The organism is Nocardioides allogilvus, from assembly GCF_003047285.1.
GTDB classification, from domain to species: Bacteria; Actinomycetota; Actinomycetes; order Propionibacteriales; family Nocardioidaceae; genus Nocardioides; species Nocardioides allogilvus.
Genome location: NZ_PZYX01000017.1, coordinates 1 through 17,482 on the forward strand (window position 1 = coordinate 1; position 17,482 = coordinate 17,482).

Here is a 17,482-nt window from a genome sequence, read left to right on the forward strand (position 1 = left end):
GAACCCGAGATCGGAGCCCACGACCTGCCCGCACTCACCGCCTGAACCACCAACGAAGGAGAACGCAGCGCTACACCACTACCTGGGACTTGACCGTGGACGGTCGTCGGTTCCGGTTGAACATGACGCTCGATCTGGGCCCGGACCCCTATCGAGAGGACTCCTGGGCTGACCGAGCCGTGGCGGTCGGAGACTGTGCGCTCAGGGTCATCAGCGGGGTTCCACGATGCGTGGCTGTCGAGCATCGTCCGTACGACGGCGACCGGGCACTCCAAGTGCAGCGACGCATCCGGGAAGTGCGCGGTGCCACGCCGAGCGAGTCGGGTCCTGCCGTCCTATACGGCATGTACGCAGGTGTCGTGTCGCCAGGACGTGTCCGCGTCGGCGACCGGGTAGCGCTGACGAGCTGACGGATTGTCTGGTAGGCGCTCCTGCGTGCTGGTTGTGCCACTCACGGAGGAGGTACAGAGTCGCGGGACTGGGCCCGTTAGACGAACGAGACAGCGGAGGCAACACGGAGTGTGTCCGGCGCGTGGGTGAGGAACAACAGGATCCGAATGCAACGCCCCGCGCTGGGTCGCCTCGGCGGACATGTACGTGACGTGATTCGCACACGCCGCAGGCACACGTCATCCCGGTCGCGGCCGTGGCCGCGACGTCTCTGACGGCGAGGTCACGACCCGAGGATCTGCTCCATGGCGCGACTCACACGCTCGGCGTCTTCGTGATACTTCACCAGGGCGCCCAGCGTGACGGCGGCTGCCTCGAGATTCAACTCGACTGTCTGGAGATAGTGGAGCGCTTTCGCCCAATCCAATGTTTCGGCGACGCCAGGCGGCTTGAGCAGTGCGTGTTCCTCAAGTCGAACTTCTTGGACCACTCGCACGACCTGCGCTGCTAGTTCTCTTGAGACCTCGGGGGCGCGGGAGTGGACGATCTGCAGTTCGCGTTCCAGTCCGGGGTGTTCGACCCAGTGGTAGAGACATCGACGCTTCAGCGCATCGTGTAGTTCGCGCGTCCGGTTGGAAGTCAGCACTACCACTGGAGGGACGGATGCCCGGACCGCGCCGATCTCCGGAATGCTTACCTGATTCGTCGAGAGAACCTCGAGCAGGAAGGCTTCGAACTCGTCGTCGGCTCGGTCGACTTCGTCGATGAGCAGGACGGTCGGGGCCTGCCGCAAGGCCTGGAGCACCGGGCGCGGCAACAGGAAGCGCTCGTCGAAGAGCCCCTTTTCGGCTTCCGCTGCGTCGACCGCACCGGCTGCTTCCAAGGCGCGCAGGTGCAGGATCTGACGGGGAAAGTCCCAGTCATAGAGAGCTTGGGTGGAATCGATGCCCTCATAACATTGGAGCCGAAGGAGGGGCAATTGCCAGGCGGTGGCCACAGCCTCCGCAAGGGCGGTCTTGCCCGTACCGGGTTCGCCCTCCAGCAGAAGCGGTCTGTGCATCTTCATCGCTAAGAAGACAACCGCAGCCAGCTCCGGTGAGCAGAGGTAGCCGGTCTCGCCCAGCAGTCGCTCAACGTCGTCCGGTGAGTCGACTCGGTCGGCCGGGATCACAGCGATACCGCAGCTTCGGGGCGATGAATGGCGCCGTCCGTCGAGCTGAGAGGTAATCCGGTCCCACCCCAGCGGCTGGAGACGATTTCGGCTGCGATGCTGATTGCGGTCTCCTCGGGAGTACGAGCGCCCAGATCGAGGCCGATCGGGCTAGACATGCGGTCGAGCTGCTCCTGTGTGACGCCGGCTTCTCGAAGGCGAGTCATCCGGTCGTCGTGAGTGCGACGTGAACCCATCACGCCGACATACGCGGCGGGGAGGGTGAGCGCAACGGAGAGGAGGGGCACGTCGAACTTCGGGTCGTGGGTGAGAACGGCGATGACTGTGCGATCGTCGACCCGTCCTTCCTGGTGCTCTCGTGCCAGGTACCTGTGTGGCCAGTCCACAACGACCTCATCCGCCTGGGGAAAGCGTGCCGAGGTCGCGAAGACGGGTCGCGCGTCACACACGGTGACGTTGTAGCCGAGAAAGGACCCCACGGATGCGACCGCCGCAGCGAAGTCGATAGCGCCGAAGACAAGCATCCGTGGCTGCGGCGCGAACGCCTGGACGAACACCTTCATTCCATCGCCGAGCCGTTGGCCGTCGGGACCGTAGGTGAGCATCGCGTTGTGACCAGCAGCCAACAGTCCGAGTGCGTCATCGGCCACTGCGTTGTCGGCCCTGTCGCTACCCAAGGAGCCCTTGATCGAGAGCTCCCCTCCTTCCGGGTACAGCACTACCCGTCGACCACGCCACGCGGCGTCGGGATGGTCGACGACAGTCGCGACGGCCACGGGTCGACCGGTGCGGATGTCGTCGACGACTTCGGCAAAGTGCGGGAAGGTTTCACGGTCGAGCCGTTCCACGAAGACGTCCAGTTCTCCTCCACACGTGAGCCCGACCGCGAAGGCTTCGTCGTCGGAGTACCCGTAGTGCTCGAGCACCGGAACTCCATCTGCGACGACCTCGCGCGCAATCTCGTAAACGGCGCCTTCCACGCAGCCCCCAGATACTGAGCCGTGCACCGTGCCGTCGGGTCCGACGCCCATCGCGGCGCCGGGCCCACGCGGGGCAGACTTCGAGGTGTCGACGACGGTGGCCAGTCCGATCGAGACGCCGTCGTCCCACCATTCAATGAGGCGATCGATGATGTCGCGCATGATGTGTCTCCTTGCGGTCGGTCATCCAAGGAACGATGTGGGGTCGATCCGCGCTATGAGACGGGTGGGGAGGTCGATCCGGGCCTCGTCATCTTGTTTGCGGTCTTGGCGAAGCATTGCCGCCTTGACGAGTTGGCCGCCTAAGTAACGGAACGGCTCGGGCGGAAGGCCGTGTCCCGAGGGTGCCCTTGTCAAGAACGACGTTGTCATTCCGTCAGTCGACCTGGTGGCTAGGCCGGCCAGGATCTGAGCGCCGATGACAGACGGCCCGATGCCATCACCCGAGTAGCCCGTGCCGTAGTAGACGCCCGGGAAGCCGTTGATCTCGCCGAAGAAGGGTAGAGAGGACAGCGAGTACTCGACGGGCGCGCGCCACGAGGACACCAGTTCGGCGCCTGCCAAGCTGGGCACCGTTCGCGCCATCTGCGCCAACAGTCGGTCCGGGCGTGGGGCTGCGGTGAACATTGTGTTGGTACCCCGGACGCCCCAACCGATACCAAGGCCTGCCTTGCCGAAGAGGACGTCGCCGCCGCTCATCGGACGCCAATAGTCCAAGAGGCGCCCGGAGTCCGAGACGTTGGTGAGCGGAGGGTTTGCCAGCTCGTGTCGCGGGCGAACCACCACATTGTCCGAGGCCGTCGTGACGAGGTGGGAGCGAAGTTGCGGGAACTGGTTGCACCACGCGTTGATCGCCAAAACCACCGAAGCGGCTCGGACTGATCCAGAGTCAGTTGTCACTGTGGTGGCAGCGTGCTCGCGGAGCAATCCCGTCATCGGGCTGTGCTCGTGCACTACGACACCCAGGGTCTGGGCGACTCTCATGAGACCACGGGCGAGACGTGCGGGGTGCAGACCCACGCAGGTCGGGTCGAGGATTCCGCCCCGTGCGGGCGCACCAGCCAGTCGAGTCGCTTCCGCGGCGTCGACTTCGACGAAGGGGCATTCGCGGTATGCGGTCGCGGCTTCGAGGGTGTCAGTCCACGCCCCGTCCTGGCTGCTGTTGTTCGACGCCCACAACCACCCGTTCGACTCGATCTGCGCGTCGATGCCATGTTCGACGCAGAAGCGGCGAATGTGATCGATCGCCTCCACCGACGCCCGAGCCACGTCTGCGCCCTCGTCCTTGCCGCCCGCACGCAGCAGGGACGGCAGTTTGGGCCACAGGTTCATCAGCATGCCGGCGTTGGCTCCGCTGGCTCCGGAGCCGCACAGACCCGCTTCGAGCAGGACCACGTCGATGGTGGGTTCGCGGGTCTTCAGCTCGATCGCGGTCCACAAGCCGGTGAAGCCGCCACCGACGATGCACACATCGGCCCGGAGATTGGAGGTCAGCGGCTCGGCATCCATGCGGCCTGCCTCGTCGACCAGCGCGTCAGCCATCCAGAACGAGCGAACTCCCGCGTCGGCGATGTTCAAGTCATGGACGCGTGGGACGCGCCACGTTGCACTCATCGGACGACTCCTCGAGTACGGGTCCGTGCGTGCTGCCGGCGCGGAGGCGGAGAAGCGGAGCTGTTCGAGGAACGCATCTGGTCAATCTAGGAGCGGTCAGAACCGCACTCCTGCACAGTCGCGGGCAAAGATGCGTCGGGGCTTGTACGGAAGCGGTAGTGGGCTGGCAGGTGATGCCGATCGCGAGCCTGGCATCGAGCCTTGGTGACTTCCGCACAATCTCGTCGTTGGCCTTTGTACCACCCAGCAGTGCACAGGCGGTCTCTTCGGACGAGGATGAGCCGTCGAGTCCGGAGAGGGGCGCGCTGGATGACCTTCGCTATTACTCAGTCATGTTGCAAGGACGCGGCCTGCATCCCGGTGTGTCCGGTCCAGTGCATCCGACCTCGACCCGGCGATCCCGACTTCGAGAGCACGGAACAGCTCTACATCGATCCGTCGAGCTGTATCGATTGCGGCGCTTGCGCCACCGCATGTCCGGTTGATGCGATCTACTCCAGCGAGGCACTGCCCTCGAACCTTGCCGGATTCGGCGCGATCAACGCCGAGTACTTCGAGGCGCGTCCGTCGACGCCGGTTGAACCACCGGTGGTCTCCCGCCATCGTCTCCCTCCGGGCCTGTCGACACTGACGGTCGCGGTGATCGGATCGGGACCCGCTGCCCTGTATGCGGCCAACGAGTTGACAGAGATCCCCGGCGTCGAGGTGACGATCATCGAACGGCTCCCCACGCCTTTCGGGCTGATCCGCGCAGGAGTCGCGCCCGACCACGAGTCCACCAAGCGCATCGCTGACCGGCTGGGCCGCGTCTTGGTCAGGCCCAATGTGCGTTGTCTGTTCGACGTGGAGGTGGGACGCGACATCTCGATCGCAGAAGTGCTGCAGCATCACCACGCTGTCATCGTGGCAACTGGAGCAGCTGGCGCGCGACGGCCAGGCGTCCCAGGGGAAGATCTCACCGGTTCGGTCTCAGCCAGAGACTTCGTGTCTTGGTACAACGGTCACCCCGACAGCGCCGTCCCGGATTTCAGCATCAAAGGGCGGAGGGCGGTCGTCGTCGGCAACGGCAATGTAGCCCTGGACGTCGCGCGCCTGCTCGCCCAGCCGTCCACCGCATACGGGTCTACGTCGATGTCCGACGCCGCGCTCAGGTCCCTAGCCGCCAGCAACATCGATGAAGTGTCCATTGTCGGACGCAGGTCACAAGCCTTCGCCGCCTACAGCACAGCCGAGCTGTCGGCGCTGGCACACCTGCCACACGTAGATCTCCTCGCGAACGCGAACGAAGTTGCTGTCACGGACGATGACTGGGCCGCTGCTTCCCTCGCGAGCGGCGGGTGGGCCCTGGCTCGCCGAGCCGGCATCGTCGCCGAGGCTGCCGCTCGCAATCGCGCACGGCCTCGGCGCATAGTCCTCCGCTACGGTCTGACGCCGCTGGCAGTCTTGGGCCAGCACGAGGTGACCGGCGTCGAGCTGGCCCGGCATGACGGGACCACCGAGATGATCGAGACCTCGCTCGTCATCTGGGCGGTGGGATTCACCGGACAGCCCATCGACGGATTGCCCTTCGACGTGGACAGGGGAGTAGTCCCGAATCGTGCGGGACGGGTCATCGACATGCCCGCCGGGCGGCCGATGCCGGGCGTGTATTGCGCCGGATGGGCGAAACGCGGGGCCTCGGGGGTCATCGGGACGAATCGCATCGACTCGGCCGAGACAGTCGCCTCGCTGGTCGAGGACTTCAGGAACGGACACCTAGCAGATCCGGCCGGGGGCTCGGAATCATTCGCAGCCCTCGCACGGGTGCGACGGCCCGGCCTGCTGGGGGTCGACGAATGGCGACGAATCGACGATGCGGAGGTGCGTGCAGGTCGCGATCAAGGCCGCAGCCGGGTCAAGCTCGTGACGTGGGCGGACCTCCGCGATGCAGGTCGTAGGGACTGATCGTCGTCGAAGTGCCTGCGTCCACACGTCGGCGCAAGAACCGCAGTACACCCGCAAACCCCGGCGGCTTTTTCTTCTGACAGTGAGTAGGAGGGCTCGCAGACGTGACGACACCATGGAACTGGTCCGTCGCTCTTCCTTTCCGAAAGGTTCCACATGTCGCCGGTCAAGGTCGCTGTCATCTACTACTCCGCTACGGGGACCATTCATTCGATGGCCGAACGGCTGGCGACCTTCGCGCGCGGCGCCGGCGCGGAGGTCCGGCTCCGCCGAGTCGAGGAACTGGCCCCGCCGGAGGCCGTGTCACGCAACCAGGCGTGGGCAGAGCATGCGAGTGCCACTGAACACATCGATGTCGCGTCAGCCGATGACGTGCTGTGGGCGGACGGCGTCCTGTTCGGAACGCCAACTCGGTTCGGAAACGTTGCCAGTCAGCTGAAGCAGTTCTTGGACACCTTGGGGCCGCAGTGGTCACAGGGCCTGCTGGCGGACAAGGCATACGCCGGTTCCACGGCCACTCAGACGGCACACGGGGGTCAGGAGTCGACTCTGCTCGCGCTCTACAACAGCGTCTACCACTTCGGTGGTGTCCTCGTGCCACCGGGCTACACCGATCCCCTCAAGTTCGTCGACGGCAATCCGTACGGCGTGTCCCACGTGACTGGCCAGTCGAACAAGGAGCCGTTGGGAACGCCGCAAGTAGCTGCACTCGAGCACCTGGCCAGCCGTATCGTCCGGGTGTCCGGAAGGTTGCGGGGCGAATCCGCGTCGACTCCCGGCGACGCGAACGCGTAGTCGCGCGCGCTTCTCGCTGTACCGAGACGATCTCATGGCTCATCCAGCCGGCTGGGCAGCTGCCCTTTCCCTGCGATCTCGAACGGAGGTATGACAATGGCGAAGCAACAGGTGCCCGGTAGACAGAGGACCTGGGCGACACCAGCAAGGACCGGATGGTCGGCAACACAGTCGAGCTCACTCAGGTCCTGCGAGGATTGCGGCGAGGAACTCCAGCACTGCGCCGGATGCTCTGAGCCTCGGTGCCTGAGGTGCGAGCCGTACCTCTCCGACGACTGCCGTTGGGTCTTGTAGCAGCCAACCCGAGGCTTACGGGCCGGCGCAAAGGCTGCATCATCTTCGGAACCTGGACCCAGGCTCTAACAGCCGTGAGTGCGATCTTCGCCCGCACGGTCCGCGAGCTCGACGACGTTGCGCAGCAACATGGCCCTCGTCATTGGCCCCACACCGCCGGTGGCGCGCGTCCAGCGCCCAGCCACCTCCGCCACGTCGGGGTGGACATCGCCCAGGATGCCTTCCACAGTGCGGGTGATGCCCACAGACAGCACCGTGGCGCCGGGCTTGATCCAGAAGGGCTTCACCAGGTGCGCCACGCCCGCCGCAGCGATGACCACGTCCGCTACGCGCGTATGGGCAGCCACATCGACCGTTGCCTCGTTCACCATGGTGACGGTCGCATGCTCACTCGGACGGGTCAGCATGAGCCCGAGGGGACGACCCACTGTCGTGCCACACCCGATGACGCAGAACTGCGAACCGGTAATGGGAACGTCGTGCCCGCGAAGCAGCTCAAGGATCCCGCGGGGAGTGCACGGCAGCGTCCCCGGCTGGTTGAGCACGAGCCGGCCGAGGTTGACGGGATGAAGACCGTCCGCGTCCTTCTCGGGATCGATGGCATTGAGCACTCGATGAGTGTCGATGTGGGCGGGCAACGGCAGCTGCACGATGAAGCCCGTGCACCGAGGATCCTCGTTCAGCCGCATCACCGCCTCGAGGACTTCGGCCTCGGAGGCGGTCGAGGGGAGGTCGATGCGGATCGAGTGGACGCCGACCTGGGCGCAATCGCGATGTTTGCCACCTACATAGGCGACCGACCCGGGGTCATCACCGACGAGAACCGTTCCGAGGCCGGGCCTCCGACCGGAGGCGACGAGCGCAGCGACGCGTGGGACAAGCGACTCCTTCACCCTGCGTGCCGCGAGGTTGCCGTCGAGAACGAGCGCCTTCCGTTCCATCAACATGCCCTTTCTCCAGCATCGTCGAAGCAGGTCGCGAACCGCTGACAAACGGCCAGCGGCAGTCACCCGCGCCAACCCTCAGCGAGGTTCGCCCGAAGCACCATTGATCGATCGCACAGCCGCGGCTCGTCCTTTTGATAGGGCGACGCATGGCGATGCCCTCGCTCGCGAGGCACCGTCCTTGCAACGAAAGGTGGCTACATGGGAGCGCAGAAGCAACTGCCCGGCCGGGCGCAGGTCGTAGTCGTGGGCGGCGGCATCATCGGGACCAGCACGGCTTACCATCTGGCTTGCCGCGGGTGGACTGACGTGGTTCTCCTCGAGCGCAACACCCTGACCTCAGGGACGACCTGGCACGCGGCTGGCCTGGTAACCCAGGCACGCGGCACCTGGGGTACGCGTGAAGTCGTGCAGCGCAGCCTCGAGGTGTTCCAGAGCCTGGAGGAGGACACCGGGTTCTCGACCGGCTTCGTCACCACAGGAACGCTCAACCTCGCTACCTCGCGGGAGCGACTCGAGGAGATGCAGCACCTCGCCAGCGTGGTGCGCGGCAATGGAATCACTGCCGAGCTGCTGGACACCGACCGCACCCTCGAACTGCATCCCCTGCTGAATCCGCAGGGTCTCCAGGGCAGCCTGTACTTCCCTCAGGACGGGCGTGGGAGTGCCACCGACACCACCATCTCCTTGGCTCGAGGCGCCGCTCAACGGGGCGTGCGCATCGTGGAGGGTGTCGTTGTGACGGGCGTCCAGACCGCAGGTGGACGAGTCACTGGCGTCAACACGAGCGTGGGAGACATCGAGGCCGAGTACGTGGTCAACGCGGGCGGCATGTGGGGTCGGGAGATAGGCGCCATGGCCGGTGTGGATGTGCCACTTCAAGCGCTCGCCCACTACTACGTGGTGACTGAGGCGATCAAGGATCTACCTCGGAACCTGCCGACCATCAAGAGCGGGGACGAGTACGCGTATGTCAAGGACGAAGCGGGCGCGCTCATGGTCGGGTTCTTCGAGCCGGGCAGCTATCCCTGGGCTTCCCGAGGCATTCCAGTCACGGATGGTTACCTGCAACTGCCCGAGGACTGGGACCACCTCGGCGAGTACTACGAGAAGATGGTGGAACGCGTCCCGGTGCTGGCAGATGCAGGCATCAAGCTTCACTTCTGCGGTCCGGAGAGCTTCACTCCTGATGGTCAGTACCACTTGGGCGAAGCGCCGAACCTGCAAAACTTCTTCGTCGCTGCCGGCTTCAACTCAGTCGGGTTCCTGTCTGGGCCGGGAGCCGGGTCGGTACTGGCGGACTGGATCGTCGACGGACGTAGTCCGGTCGACCTTCCAGAAACGGATCTGGGTCGCGTGCAGCGACACGAGACCAACCGGCGGTTCTTGGAGGAGCGAGTCGTCGAATCGCTGGATCTGGCCTATGAGATCCATTGGCCCTTCCAACAACGCTCCACAGCCCGCGCCCTGCGAACGAGCCCGCTCTACGAGCTGACATCCCACGCGGGAGCCGTTTTCGGCGAGCTCGCAGGCTGGGAACGTGCCAACTGGTACGCGCCTGACGGCGTCGACCGACGGTACGAGTACTCGTTCGGCCGCCCCAACTGGTTCGAGCACTCCGCCCGCGAACACCGCGCCGTTCGGGAATCGGTCGGGATGATCGACACGTCCTCGTTCGGGAAGCTGCTGGTGCAGGGCCGAGATGCACTACAGGTCCTCAATCGGCTCTCGGTGAACAACGTCGACACCGCGGTGGGGCGCATCACCTATACCCAGTGGCTGAACGAGCACGGTGGCATCGAGTCCGACGTCACCATCACACGGATCGCCCCCGACCAGTTCCTGGTGCTCTCGGGCCCCGCCACCATTGCTCGCGATCGGGCGCACCTCCAGCGCCACATCCGCCGAGAGGAGTTCTGCACGGTGGCCGACGTCAGCGGCACGATGGCCATGCTGGCGGTGATGGGACCTCACGCGCGGGACCTCCTCGGGTCGCTCACCGACGCCGACTTGTCGAATGATGCCTTCCCCTTCGGCGCTTCACGTGAGATCGACCTCGGTCTGACGTTCGTGCGCGCTACTCGCGTGACCTACGTGGGCGAGCTGGGATGGGAGCTCTTGATCCCTTCCGAGAGTGCGCGTCACGTCTGGAACGTGATCCGGGAGGCCGGCGGCCAGCACGGTCTGCAGCCCGTCGGCTACCACGCGATGAACTCCCTCCGGCTCGAGAAGGCCTACCGCAGCTGGGGCCACGACATCTCTGCCGCCGACAACGCCATCGAGGCCGGTCTTTCGTTCACGGTCAAGTGGGACAAGCCGGGCGGGTTCGTCGGTCGAGAGTCATTGGAGAGGGCGAAGAGCGAGGGTGCGGCACGCCGTCTGGTCCAGTTCGTCCTTGAGGACCCAAGCACCCTGCTCTTCCACGACGAGCCCATCTATCGGGACAGCCGGCTGGTTGGCCGGGTGGCGTCAGCCCAGTACGGGCACACCCTGGGCGGCGCGGTCGCCCTGGGGTGGGTGGAAGCCCCGGAGATCGTTCCGCGGAGCTGGTTCGAGGCGGAGCCGTACGACATCGAAGTGGGAGGGCGACGAGTACCGGCTCGCGCATCCCTCAGCCCCATGTATGACCCCAAGTCTGAAAGGCCGAAGAGCTGATGCATGATCTGGTTCTCACACTCTCTTGCACCGACAGGCAAGGAATCGTCGCCATGGTGGGAGGGTTCCTGGCCGACCGGGGCTTCACCATTCGGGACAGCCAACAGTTTGGTGACGAAGAGACCAACCTCTTCTTCATGCGGGTGCACGCTGCCCCGCTGCCGCGGAGCCCGATCGACTTCGAACAGGTCCGCGCGGAGTTCGGTGCGACCGTCGGTGGGGTCCTCGAAGCCGACTGGGCGATCCACGACCCGAGCCGAAGGCATCGGATGCTTGTCATGGTCTCGCGTCAGAGCCACTGCCTCAATGACCTCCTCCACCGCGTCCAGGTGGGCTCTCTGCAAGCCGAGGCCGTTGCTGTCGTGTCCAACCACGAAGACCTGAGAGGGCTGGCGGAATGGCACGGAGTCCCCTTCCACCATGTCCCCGTCACTCCCGAGAGCAAGTCCATGGCTGAAGCGGAGCTGCGCAAGCTCATCGCGGCCTACGACGCTGAAACCGTCGTGCTCGCCCGCTACATGCAAATCCTCTCCAACGAGTTGGCCGAGCACCTTGCCGGCCGGGCGATCAACATTCACCACAGTCTGCTGCCGAGCTTCAAGGGTGCGCGCCCCTACTTCCAGGCGCATGCTCGCGGCGTGAAGGTGATCGGCGCCACGGCCCACTACGTGACGGCCGACCTCGACGAGGGGCCGATCATCGAGCAGGACTTCACGCGGGTCGACCATCTCCACTCTGCCGCGGATCTCACTGCTGTCGGACGCGATCTCGAAGCACTCGCACTGGCGCGCGCCGTGACGGCTCACGCTGAGCACAAGGTGCTGATGAACGGTTCGAGAACGGTGGTGTTCCGATGAGTCGGCTCTGGACGGTCCCGCCTGAGTGGGAGCGTGTGGATGGTGTGTCCGACTGGTACCCGACCATGGAGCAGACGTCACTCGGAGCAAACATTGTCTTGGGCGAGAACTGACAGTGCAGAGGCGCGAGGCGCGGGAGCTCTTCAGTCCCGATCAGGCGTGAGCAGCCGCAGGGTCCGTAGCGCCAGGTAGAGCTCAGCCTGTACTCCGAAGTCCCGAAGGTCAGTTCCGGTGAGCTCTTCGACCTTGTGCAGGCGGTACACGAGAGTCTGCTTGTGGATACCCAGACGTCTTGCGCCCTCTTGCCAGGATCGGTTCGCCTCGAAGTACACCTCCAGCGATCGTATGAGCTCCGAGTCGTGCTCGTCGTCGTAGGCGATCAGGGCGCCGAGGAGACGTTGGACGGCAAACTGGCCCTCGGCGACCGTACTGGGCATGAAGTAGGAGCCGTGCGATCCGTAGACCGCCGAGCTGACTCCGCCCTGGATGGCGCTCTCCAGCGCCCATCGGGCTTCACGAACTGCGTCCGCGAAGCGAGAAACGGCGGCGAACGGCTGGCTTGCACCGTGCTTGGCCCGAGGCTTCTCGAGCTCAAGCCCTTGCTGGTACTGGGCTTGCATCACGGTCACGAGGTGAGTGTCGTCAACGTAGGCGTAGAGATGGGGCCACGGGACATAAGCCAGAGCATCCACCAGCGTGCTTGTCGAAGGGTCGTTGTCCACCGACGCTGGACCGTCCTTCCACGCCGTCACCTGCCATGGCCCCTCGCCCAGTCCGAGTGCCGTGAGCTGTACAACAGCTGCCTCCGGAGCGATGGTGCGATCGAGCATGTTTCGCACCAGGCCGGCCGCCCGCGCCCGCGCCCTTGCTGCTCGGGCCGCCCGGCGCTCGACCTCGAACTCGGCAATCGTCGCCGTGTGCTGCGCCAGGAGCAGGTCTGGAGCAGATTGCTCCGGGTTGGTCCGGACGAGAAGCGCGGCTGAGTCGCTCGACCCGACTGGGACCAGCAAGGCCGACACGTCGCCGTCCTTGATGCGGTTGAACGCCGACAGCTGACCGCGCTGCTCGGCAACTCGCGCAAGCACTGCTTCGCGCAGCGGGTCGGGGATGCTGCTCCGGCTGGGCAGCAACTCCCTGCCGTGCCGCAGCTCGAGCACGTTCAGGTCTGCTCGCAGTTCGGTCGCGCAGTCGTCGAGAAGTCTGTCTCCTTCGCCTCTGGCCTGCGAACGCCGCAGGATGTTGTAGAGGCGTAGCACCTGTGAGGCACGCAGGCTGTCCTGACCACCGTTGGCGTCGGCGACCAAGCGGGCAAGGGTGACGAAGGGAACACTGCGAGCCGTCAGCAGGATGGGAAAGTCGAGGGCATCTGCGGCGGCAAGCGCCTCACCGGTCAGGGGTGGCGCCTTGAAGCCCTCGCCCAGGGCGAGTCCGGCGATGTCGGCTTCGGCCAGCGCGCGAACGAATGCGGTCTGTCCTTCGGGATCAGATGGAAAGCTGTAACCGTCGGTCATCAACAGGTCTCCACTGCCGAGCCAGTTCCAAGGATCCTCGACTTCGCACGTGTGCGCCCACATCACCCGCCGATCACGGCCGGCTGCACCAGCCACGATCTGCGTGCGGACAAGGGGGTCCTCAACCAGGGAACCGATGGTGAATCGCACATGACATGTTCCCATGCCCGATCGCGCGTGGTCCCGGTCGACGCGGTGCGTGGGGGACGAGGTCGCCGACGTGGTCAGCCTCCACGCCGACGGCCGGCCCGGGAACGCGCCGAGGCCATCGAGGACCTGCGGCGCTCGGAGCACTGCGTGTGGGTGCGCTCGTGGTGAGACGCGCTCGCCCCTACTGCACGAAGCGGAACAGCGGGCTGCTGGGCTCCACCAGCTCGACGCGCAGGGGAGAGTCCTCCATTCGGCGGATCAAGGTGGCGTAGTCCGCCCGTCGCTGCAGCTCCACGCCGACCAGCGCCGGGCCGGTCTCGCGGTTGGATCTTTTGACGTACTCGAACAGGGTGATGTCGTCGTCCGGTCCCAGCACCTCGTCGAGGAAGCGCCGCAGCGCCCCGGGCTCCTGGGGAAAGTCGACCAGGAAGTAGTGCTTGAGTCCCTCGTGGATGAGCGCGCGCTCGACCACCTCGGCGTACCGGCTCACGTCGTTGTTGCCGCCAGACAGCACGCAGACGACCGTCGACCCGGGCCGCAGGTCCGATGGCATCCGGAGAGCGGCCGGGGCGAGGGCGCCGGCGGGCTCGGCGATGATGCCGTCGGACTGGTAGAGGTCGAGCATCTCGACGCAGACCAGGCCCTCGGGGACCGCGAGCAGGCTCGGCCCGTGCAGGCGGGCAGCCTCGTAGGTGAGGGTGCCGACCTTGCGCACGGCGGCGCCATCGATGAAGCCGTCGAGGTCGTCCAGCTCCACGGGGCCGCCGTTGGCGAGGGCCGCGGCCATGGAGGCGGCGCCTGCCGGCTCCGCGCCGAACACGCGTGTGCCGGGGGACCGGTCCGCCAGGTGGCCGAGGGTCCCGGCGAGCAGCCCGCCGCCCCCGACCGGGACGACGACGGTGTGGGGTGGCGCGGGGAGCTGGGCGAGGATCTCTGCCGCGACGGTTCCCTGGCCGGCGATGGTCCGCGGGTCGTCGAAGGCGGGGACCTGCGTGGCGCCGGACTCCAGAGCGAACGCGCGGGAGAGGGCGGCTGCGTCGTCGTAGGTGTCGCCGTCGACGACCACGTGGACGCCGCTGCCGCCGAGAGCGGCGATCCTCTCGCGCTTCTGGCGCGGCGTGGTGCGGGGGAGGTGGATGGTGGCGCGCACCCCCGTGCGCGCGCACGCGAAGGCGACGCCCTGCGCGTGGTTGCCCGCGCTCGCGCAGGTGACGCCCGCGGAGCGCTCTGCCGCCGACAGTTGTGCGATGAGGTTGTAGGCGCCGCGGGCCTTGTACGAGCGGACGTCCTGGAGGTCCTCGCGCTTGAGCCAGACATCGAGGCCCGTCAGCGCCGACAGGCGTTGCGACCGGTGCAGCGGCGTACGATCGACCACGCCCTCGAGGCGGGCAGCGGCCTCGTCCACTTCGCGCGATGTCACGGACATGTGTCCAAGGATCGCAGCCCTGTCGGGCCTCACGGACCGTCGTCCAAGCAGCGTGCGGAGGCTGGTGGTCCCCACAACTGGATTCGCGACCTCGTAGCGGTGGAGGGGCTGCCGGCCTGCTCGTTGCGATTCGTCTCGCTGCCACAAACTAGACACTTACAGTCGGTCACGACCCCGTTCGTCCCCGCTACACTCCGAAGTGAATCAGCACAATTCTCCCCGTAAACCCGAGGAGATCCGCGATTTTCCCGGCCGATCCGTAGCGCCCGATCTCTCCCAGAGGTCGCAGGTTCAAATCCTGCCCCCGCTACGAATTTCAGGCTCGGTTCCCTCTGGGGAACCGAGCCTGAAAGCTTTCTAACTTGACTCGGTCATCACAAAGTCAGCCTTATGTGATCAACGCCGTGCCGCCGCAGTCCGGTGAGCCGCGTATCTGGCGTTGGGGGAGCGGGCGGCGCCGTTCCCAGGGCCGGTACAACCCGGCCATGACCCACTTCATGAACGCCACCCTGCCCACCAGCACCACCCTTGACCTGATCCGGCCCGAGCCGCCGGCCCTGCCCGCCGGGATCACCGAGCTCGACGCCGCCCGGATCACCCGCGCGATCGCGGCTGCCAAGAGCGAAACCACCCGCGGCGTGTACGCCCAGGTCTGGGGGCACTGGGAACGCTGGTGCGCCCGCCGTGGCACCACCGCCCTGCCCGGCGACGCGCTGGCCCTGGCGGCCTACCTGACCGAACGCGCCGAGGACGGCAGGGCGATCAGCACCCTCGACATGTCCTGCACCGTGATCCGGCACGTCCACCGGATGACCGGCACCGACGACCCGGTCGCCTCCGAGGCAGTCCGGCAAGTCCGCCGTGGCCTGGTCCGCACCTACGGCGCCGCACCACGACGCCTGGCCCGGCCGCTCACCGTCGCCGAGATCCGCCAGATCGTCGCCCCCATCGACCGCAGCACCCCGATCGGAACCCGGGATGCCGCGATCATCCTGCTCGGCTACGCCTCCGCCCTGCGCCGCGGCGAACTCGTCGGACTCACCCTCACCGACATCGAGCACAAGCCCGCCGGCCTCCTGCTGCACATCCGCCAGTCCAAGACCGACCGCGACGGCCACGGCCAACAGGTAGCCGTCGCCCACGGCCAACACGCCCTCACCGACCCCGTCGCTGCCCTCAACGCCTGGCGCGCCGCCCGCGGCGAAACCCCCGGCGCCCTGTTCACCCGGATCTGGGCCAGCACGGTGAGCCTCCAGCCGCTGTCGGGCCATGTGGTCGCCCGCATGCTCCGCTCCCGCGCCGAAGCCGCCGGCCTCGACGGCACCCGGATCACCGCCCACTCCCTACGCGCCGGGCACGCCACCGCCGCAGCGATGGCCGGTGTCCCCCTGAACCGGATCGCCGCACAGACCCGACACAAGGACCTCACCGTCCTCGTGAACCGCTACATCCGCCCGCTCGAAGCACTCGCCACGACCTCAAGCCGCGACCTCGGCCTGTGACTCACATGCAGCCGCCAGTTGCCCATCAGTTCCCGCAGGCCGGTCGTTCCAGGAACACGAGCTAGCCGGCTGGCCGCAACCAGGCGTCTGCGAAGGCCTCGATGCTGTCGAGCTCGAAGGTCCCGCAGGTCAGCTCGTCCTGCTGGTGCAGGACCTTGACGGCCGTGGCGGGATCGAGTCCGTCGCTGGGGATGCGGTCGGCCCCCTTGGACGTCACTGCTCCGGCCACGACGCCTCGGGCGTCGGACGATGCGACGTAGTCGCGCAGTTTGGCAAGGTCCGCGCTGTCGATGTCGGGTGAGTAGAGCACGACGACGTAACCGTCGCCGAGCGAGTGACCGAAGTCGTTGATCGGTATCACGTCGCCCGGGGAGTAGAAGCTCCGCTTCGGGTGCCCGCCGCTCCCGGGGAGGGTCTCGGAGAGGGCCTCGATAGTGCAGCGCGTACCGTCCGCCAGTCGGACCGGTTCAGGGCCCTGCTCGGCCATGAACGCATTGAGCGCCACGAGTGCGCCGGTGACGGATCCGCCGATGAAGAGCGCTGCCGACGCGAGCTGGGTGGCGAGTTGCTCGCGCGATCGAGGCGCGTCCGCGCCCATGTCACCGTCCTCGTCGATCACGGCCCCAGTGGGAGGTCCCGAGTCGTTTGCACCCGTCGTGGGTCGGACAAGGAACGAAGCGAGCAGTGAGCCCACCACAAACATGGCGAAGATGGCCGTGGCCTGGCCAACTTCAATGCCGATGTTGAAGGCGATCACCTTCAGCAGACGTCCGTTCTCAGGAAGCCCCAGGTCGGCGAACCGCGTGGCCAGCCCCAGGCCGTGGACCAGGCCGAAGCCGGCGACCACAATGCCGAACCAGCCCCAACGTCGCGGTCGGCCAAGAATGCCGACGCAGCCGACGAAGGCCACCGAACCAGCAATCACGGCATCGACGTAGTCGGCGTTGACCTGCCAGCCCAGAAGCGTTGCGGCGATAAGTGTCGTCGAGTGCCCCAACACGAAGATGCTGATCAACTTGACGGACAGTCCGAAGGACTGGGCGACAAGGAGGACTCCCGCGACGAACGCGAGGTGGTCCCAGCCGGTGAGCATGTGGGTGATGCCGAGCTCGATGAAGCCGAACACGGATGCATCGCTCGCGTCGCCGCTGATTCCGTGCGCGTAGGCCGGGGCCGGCGCACTCACCGATACGAAGAGGAGGGCGAGCCCCAACGCGGCTGGGACCCCCGGCGTCTTCACCTTCGGCAT

13 protein-coding genes are annotated in these 17,482 nt (G+C 66.3%); 6 read left to right on the plus strand and 7 right to left on the minus strand.

Features of this window, described 5'->3' with window-relative positions; translation table 11 throughout:
• Window positions 1-95: 95 nt before the first annotated feature.
• Window positions 96-410: an MOSC domain-containing protein gene (locus C9J87_RS20600; RefSeq protein ID WP_157953261.1), complete on the plus strand. Its 315-nt coding sequence runs from the start codon at window positions 96-98 to the stop codon at window positions 408-410.
• Between the two features lie 263 nt (window positions 411-673).
• On the opposite strand, the gene C9J87_RS18235 is transcribed toward C9J87_RS20600, so the two are convergent.
• The 3 genes from C9J87_RS18235 to C9J87_RS18245 are packed head-to-tail and all read right to left on the minus strand — an operon-like array spanning window position 674 to window position 4,155.
• Window positions 674-1,561 (minus strand): AAA family ATPase, encoded by an 888-nt coding sequence (locus tag C9J87_RS18235; protein WP_010831415.1) that lies wholly within the window; start codon window positions 1,559-1,561, stop codon window positions 674-676.
• Window positions 1,558-2,703 carry an XdhC family protein gene (locus C9J87_RS18240; protein ID WP_010831416.1) on the minus strand — a complete coding sequence of 382 codons (1,146 nt, stop codon included), beginning with the start codon at window positions 2,701-2,703 and terminating at the stop codon, window positions 1,558-1,560. The genes C9J87_RS18235 and C9J87_RS18240 overlap by 4 nt, the downstream gene beginning before the upstream one ends.
• A gap of 21 nt (window positions 2,704-2,724) precedes the next feature.
• Window positions 2,725-4,155 carry an NAD(P)/FAD-dependent oxidoreductase gene (locus C9J87_RS18245; protein WP_051204090.1) on the minus strand — a complete coding sequence of 477 codons (1,431 nt, stop codon included), beginning with the start codon at window positions 4,153-4,155 and terminating at the stop codon, window positions 2,725-2,727.
• A gap of 309 nt (window positions 4,156-4,464) precedes the next feature.
• Here C9J87_RS18245 and C9J87_RS18250 point away from each other — a divergent pair, with 309 nt between their 5' ends.
• Window positions 4,465-6,099, plus strand: coding sequence for an FAD-dependent oxidoreductase (locus C9J87_RS18250; RefSeq protein WP_036489989.1), 1,635 nt, complete (start codon window positions 4,465-4,467; stop codon window positions 6,097-6,099).
• A gap of 156 nt (window positions 6,100-6,255) precedes the next feature.
• Window positions 6,256-6,894, plus strand: a complete 639-nt coding sequence (locus C9J87_RS18255) for an NAD(P)H-dependent oxidoreductase (RefSeq protein ID WP_010831419.1) — start codon at window positions 6,256-6,258, stop codon at window positions 6,892-6,894.
• Between the two features lie 359 nt (window positions 6,895-7,253).
• Here C9J87_RS18255 and C9J87_RS18260 read toward each other — a convergent pair whose 3' ends face one another.
• On the minus strand, window positions 7,254-8,129 hold the full coding sequence (locus C9J87_RS18260; RefSeq protein WP_010831420.1) for a bifunctional methylenetetrahydrofolate dehydrogenase/methenyltetrahydrofolate cyclohydrolase: 876 nt from the start codon (window positions 8,127-8,129) through the stop codon (window positions 7,254-7,256).
• Window positions 8,130-8,333: 204 nt separating this feature from the next.
• Here C9J87_RS18260 and C9J87_RS18265 point away from each other — a divergent pair, with 204 nt between their 5' ends.
• Entirely contained in the window at window positions 8,334-10,787 is a 2,454-nt protein-coding gene (locus C9J87_RS18265; RefSeq protein ID WP_010831421.1) for a GcvT family protein, read from the plus strand.
• Window positions 10,787-11,644, plus strand: coding sequence for a formyltetrahydrofolate deformylase (gene purU / locus C9J87_RS18270; protein WP_010831422.1), 858 nt, complete (start codon window positions 10,787-10,789; stop codon window positions 11,642-11,644). The genes C9J87_RS18265 and purU overlap by 1 nt, the downstream gene beginning before the upstream one ends.
• A 143-nt stretch (window positions 11,645-11,787) precedes the next feature.
• Here purU and C9J87_RS18275 read toward each other — a convergent pair whose 3' ends face one another.
• On the minus strand, window positions 11,788-13,305 hold the full coding sequence (locus C9J87_RS18275) for a PucR family transcriptional regulator (RefSeq protein ID WP_010831423.1): 1,518 nt from the start codon (window positions 13,303-13,305) through the stop codon (window positions 11,788-11,790).
• Window positions 13,306-13,486: 181 nt separating this feature from the next.
• Complete coding sequence (gene ilvA / locus C9J87_RS18280) at window positions 13,487-14,731, minus strand: threonine ammonia-lyase IlvA (protein WP_051204092.1); 1,245 nt, start codon at window positions 14,729-14,731, stop codon at window positions 13,487-13,489.
• Between the two features lie 485 nt (window positions 14,732-15,216).
• Between ilvA and C9J87_RS18285 the strand changes: the two genes are divergently transcribed.
• The gene (locus C9J87_RS18285) at window positions 15,217-16,233 is read left to right on the plus strand and encodes a tyrosine-type recombinase/integrase (protein ID WP_010831425.1); all 1,017 of its coding nucleotides are present in this window, start codon (window positions 15,217-15,219) and stop codon (window positions 16,231-16,233) included.
• A 61-nt stretch (window positions 16,234-16,294) separates the two neighbouring features.
• On the opposite strand, the gene C9J87_RS18290 is transcribed toward C9J87_RS18285, so the two are convergent.
• Complete coding sequence (locus C9J87_RS18290) at window positions 16,295-17,482, minus strand: HupE/UreJ family protein (protein WP_051204093.1); 1,188 nt, start codon at window positions 17,480-17,482, stop codon at window positions 16,295-16,297.

Coding starts and splice junctions, on each gene's coding strand:
- C9J87_RS18250 (WP_036489989.1), top strand. CDS start 4,465: ATGACCTTCGCTATTACTCAGTCATGTTGCAAGGACGCGGCCTGCATC.
- C9J87_RS18245 (WP_051204090.1), bottom strand. CDS start 4,155: ATGAGTGCAACGTGGCGCGTCCCACGCGTCCATGACTTGAACATCGCC.
- C9J87_RS18240 (WP_010831416.1), bottom strand. CDS start 2,703: ATGCGCGACATCATCGATCGCCTCATTGAATGGTGGGACGACGGCGTC.
- purU (WP_010831422.1), top strand. CDS start 10,787: ATGCATGATCTGGTTCTCACACTCTCTTGCACCGACAGGCAAGGAATC.
- C9J87_RS18265 (WP_010831421.1), top strand. CDS start 8,334: ATGGGAGCGCAGAAGCAACTGCCCGGCCGGGCGCAGGTCGTAGTCGTG.
- C9J87_RS18285 (WP_010831425.1), top strand. CDS start 15,217: ATGACCCACTTCATGAACGCCACCCTGCCCACCAGCACCACCCTTGAC.
- C9J87_RS18255 (WP_010831419.1), top strand. CDS start 6,256: ATGTCGCCGGTCAAGGTCGCTGTCATCTACTACTCCGCTACGGGGACC.
- C9J87_RS18260 (WP_010831420.1), bottom strand. CDS start 8,129: ATGGAACGGAAGGCGCTCGTTCTCGACGGCAACCTCGCGGCACGCAGG.
- C9J87_RS18290 (WP_051204093.1), bottom strand. CDS start 17,482: ATGCCGAAGGTGAAGACGCCGGGGGTCCCAGCCGCGTTGGGGCTCGCC.
- ilvA (WP_051204092.1), bottom strand. CDS start 14,731: ATGTCCGTGACATCGCGCGAAGTGGACGAGGCCGCTGCCCGCCTCGAG.